Origin of the sequence: Paenibacillus sp. p3-SID1389 (assembly GCF_025151705.1) — a bacterium.
GTDB lineage: Bacteria > Bacillota > Bacilli > Paenibacillales > Paenibacillaceae > Fontibacillus > Fontibacillus phoenicis.
In genome coordinates, this window is sequence record NZ_JALXVO010000097.1 from 1 (window position 1) to 4,336 (window position 4,336).

Annotated in this window: 4 protein-coding genes; all 4 read right to left on the minus strand. The window is 45.3% G+C overall.

Annotated features, from left to right (window positions below; genetic code table 11):
• Positions 1-47 precede the first annotated feature (47 nt).
• Positions 48-1,397 (minus strand): hypothetical protein, encoded by a 1,350-nt coding sequence (locus M3G15_RS21070; RefSeq protein WP_260071987.1) that lies wholly within the window; start codon positions 1,395-1,397, stop codon positions 48-50.
• 47 nt (positions 1,398-1,444) lie between these two features.
• Complete coding sequence (locus M3G15_RS21075) at positions 1,445-2,518, minus strand: Atu2307/SP_0267 family LLM class monooxygenase (RefSeq protein WP_260071988.1); 1,074 nt, start codon at positions 2,516-2,518, stop codon at positions 1,445-1,447.
• 25 nt (positions 2,519-2,543) lie between these two features.
• Entirely contained in the window at positions 2,544-3,500 is a 957-nt protein-coding gene (locus M3G15_RS21080) for an aldo/keto reductase (protein ID WP_260071989.1), read from the minus strand.
• Between the two features lie 194 nt (positions 3,501-3,694).
• Positions 3,695-4,306 (minus strand): TetR/AcrR family transcriptional regulator, encoded by a 612-nt coding sequence (locus tag M3G15_RS21085; protein ID WP_260071990.1) that lies wholly within the window; start codon positions 4,304-4,306, stop codon positions 3,695-3,697.
• Positions 4,307-4,336: the final 30 nt, after the last annotated feature.

A 4,336-nucleotide genomic window follows, 5' to 3' on the forward strand; every position in this document is an offset into this window, starting at 1 on the left:
CTGCCAGCAGCTCTTGCTGCCGGCAGGTGGGCTCGCCATCCCCGCGCTCACGAAACGGAGTTATCGTTAATGGTATAAACTCCGCCTTGACCTTCTTCCACGATATAAACATCAAAATTATTGGATCCCCACAGGACAAATTTAAATTCCTTTCCTTTAGGGGCTCTCAAATGTGATGTTTTAAAACGACCGGCTGTAGGATTGATTTGGCCAAGTAGAGAGACTGACCGGTCTTCAGTTGGTAATATCAAACCTTTATCCAAATGTTCTGTATCGTTATAGAACTGAAGTGTATGATGGGTGTCCGTCGTATCGGCTGGAGCCGCTCTGACGGCTACACCACCATCTGCCGTGTTGGCGATGGTAAATCTCTTACCATCTTTCAGTTCCAAGTCATGTTCATGCTCGGAAACATATTTATCTACACGGCCGGTTTCGAGGTTGTAAAATAACTCGGCTGATAATGTATTTGGCCACATCCCATTCACCTCGGAACCATCCGCTAAAGTCGCCTTGATGAAATATAAAATCGTGGTTTCGCTCGGCATTCTACTTGCAGGTAATAGCTTGGCGGTAACCTCGCTAATCCAGTTTTTGATTACGCTATCGCTTACTTCCAAGTCCTTTGAGCCCCATCCTAAACGAAGCAAAGCGATCTGAGCTTGGGATAGAGCATAGTACATTCCAAGCCGAGGAATAATACGTTCAAACGTCGTTATCGTTTTGCCAATATCTGCAACCGCCTCGGAGGCGCCTACCGCTGAAATTCCGTACGTAGAAATAACTTCTGTTTTAAAATGAGAGTCAAGGAACGTATGTTCACCCTCATTCTTATTTAACGTTATCTTCAGTGTAGGGTTTGCAGTGCCTTCATGATGAATCTCTATAGCTCTGTTCAAGCCAGAAGATTCTCTATACTTGCCTGTGTCGGAAATTTTACCGAATCGTCTCACCAATAAATGATTTAAATTCTCTAGCAAAAGATTTCGATTCGCCTCATTGCCTATTGAAGCAGCATCAAGACCTAATAATCGGGCAATCCCTTCGGGTTGGAAAGGGTCCACTGGATGGTTAACCGTATGAGCAAAGTGTTCCTTAAGCCGTTCAGATAATAAAATCAATTCTGACTCCAGCAACAAATCGCAAAGATGTGACACATCCTCGTTCAAATACATATATACGAAACTTTCATTTGCAATAATCGTTTTCAGAATGTTCGCAAGATACATGTCGCCTATCAGAAAATCAGAACCGACTTGCAAAGCAAGACGTCCATCATCTGAAAATCCGGCTCTCACCGGTGGAAGAGCAAGTTCAACATGATGATCTAACTTCAAGGCGACCCCAGGTTCCTTGGATATACCGTCATTGTCGTCAATTGCTGACTTTTGTGTCATACGCATCAAAACTCCCTTATATATGACTCCCCGCAGGGAAGGATATTTTAAACGGTTGTCTGCTTGTTTTCTTTTGCAATCTCTTTTCGAACAATCGGTGCAACGCGGGTGCCAAACATCTCGATGGCACGCAGGACTTCACGATGTGGCAACGTGCCGATATTCAGATGCAAGAAGAAACGGTTTGTTCCTAGCTTTTTGCGGACGAGAAGAATCTTCTCTGCAACATATTCAGGATCACCTACATAGAGGGCACCATTCATCTTGCGAGCATCATCGTAGGATGCAGCGCTGTATGGCGGCCATCCCAACACTCTGCCGAGTTCGTTCATTTGAACGACCGTGTAAGGTCGGTGTAACTCGACAGCCAGTTCTGTGGTTTCTCCGACGAAGCCGTGCGAGTGTGTCGCAATTTTAAGCTTACTTACATCGTGACCTGCACTCGCAGCTGCTTGTTTATACAATTCGACTAACGGAGCAAATCTTTCCGGGTTTCCGCCAATGATCGCAAAGACGATGGGCAATCCCAACATTCCTGCTCGTATGGCCGATTCTGGTCGTCCGCCGGAGCCAATCCACACCGGAAGCGGGTCTTGGACAGATCGCGGATAGACGCCGAGATTATGAATCGCCGGGCGATGCCCCCCTCGCCAGGTGACTTTTTCCGAAGCTCTAATCTTTAGAAGCAACTCAAGGTGTTCTTCAAACAATTCGTCGTAGTCATTCAAGCTGTAGCCAAACAACGGGAACGAATCAACAAAGGATCCTCGCCCCACCATAATTTCGGCCCGCCCATTACTGATGCTGTCCAGCGTTGAAAATGATTGGTAGACGCGAACCGGATCATCCGAGGAAAGGACGGTAACGGCACTCGTGAGCCGAATTCGCTTGGTTAAAGCTGCCGCTGCAGCAAGGATGACGGCTGGAGCTTCGGAGGCAAAATCAAACCGTTGATGCTCTCCGATTCCAAACACATCAAGGCCAACTTGATCGGCAACAACGATCTCTTCGATCCCGTTACGAATCCGCTCGGAATGGCTGATTCTCTTGCCCGTTACAGGATCTGGTGAGGTCTCTAGAAAAGTATTGATGCCTAGTTCAAAATCTATGGATTCAGTCATGGTGATCCTCCTTCATTTTCTGTAATTAACGATGTCCTGCAGCAACGTTTTTGGGCGCGATTTGATTGAGACGTTGAAGGTCCGAATCCGTAAGTTCAACCTGCAAGGCTGCAATATTTTCTTCTAAATACTTTCTTCTTTTCGTTCCTGGAATCGGCACGATATCGTTACCTTGCATCAAAATCCATTTCAACGCCAGTTGAGGGGCGGTGCATCCCTTTTCAGCCGCCATTTCTTGAATCCGAGCAACAAATTGAAGGTTTTTCTGTAAGTTCTGTCCTTGAAATCTTGGGAAATTTCGTCTTACATCGTCGTAATCCAAATCCTCGTAGCGCTGAATTGTCCTGGTTAGGAACCCGCGTCCAAGCGGGCTGTAGGCGACAAATCCGATGCCAAGCTCTCTGAGAGTAGGAAGAACTTCGTCTTCAATGTCTCGGGACCATAAGGAGTATTCCGTTTGCACTGCTGTGATTGGATGAACTGCATGTGCACTGCGGATCAGATGTGCCGGGGCTTCCGAAAGGCCGATATAACGGACCTTCCCTTCTTTAACCAACTCAGCCATCGCCCCTACCGTCTCCTCAATGGGGGTGAAGGGATCGATCCGGTGCAGATAATACAGGTCAATGTGGTCAACGCCTAATCTGCGCAAGCTTGCTTCAGCGGCTGCCTTAACATATTCCGGTCTTCCGTTATAGCTCCAAGGGCCTCCCCATCTGTCGCGTACGACCCCGAACTTGGTAGCCAAAACGACCTCGTCACGCCGATCTTGAATCGCTTTTCCCACCAGTTTCTCATTTTCTCCGATACCGTACAGATCTGAGGTATCCAAGAAGTCTACACCAAGGTCCAATGCTCGATGAATCGTCCGTATCGATTCCTGTTCATCCCGGTCGCTGCCGTAAAAATCAGACATGGTCATGCAGCCTAATCCCATAGCAGAGACTTTCAGCCCGCTTGACCCAAGAGCTCTTTTTTCCATAAAAAAATCTCTCCTTTGTCATTTTGTTTCGTATGTTAAGAAATCAACATTTCGGAATGATTTGTATTGCCGAGTTCTACTTTAGTGCTTATAAGCCTCACCCCCTTTTTTTAATCGAACGTTCGTTCAAAATGCTATAAAATTCATTCTTTTTATCGAACGTTCGATCGATAAAGGTTAAAAAAATGGGCCGTTCATGCTTTAATCGCATCCCAGCTCATTTGAATCATTTTGTCGATGTTGGCAGGGCTGAATTCATACTCACCATTGATATACTCTTTGCCCATTTGGACAAATGGCAAGCAGGAGTAAGTAACGAGAAGATTCGTTTCCGAATCCTTAAACAGTCCTTCCTTAATCCCCCTTTCGAATAAAGGATACATCGGCTTGAACACGCCACCGTTTTGATCTTTACAGTGTTTTTGTATAAACGGCGAATCAAGAAACTGTTCCATCAACAGAAAATTTGCTTGATTATTCACGATATAACTGGAATAATTACGCAAGATCTTCTCAAAGGCAGCCTTGACTGACATATCGGCCGTTACGCCAAGAAACATCTTCTCATGCATTTGTTCCTTGAGCTTAAAGTATAGTTTAATCAGCAAGTCTTCTTTACTTTCAAAATAAAAGTAAATGGTCGACGAAGAGATATTCGCCCTCTTCGCAATTTTGGACATGGATATTTCGGATAGTCCAATTTCATTGAGAAGTTCAATCGTTGTCTGATAGATCAGCTCTGTTTTGTTATCGGATTTATTTTTCATGGCCACATTATAATCGAACGTTCGATCAAAAGTCAACACTTACACCCAACTCATCCTTTCTTAAATCAT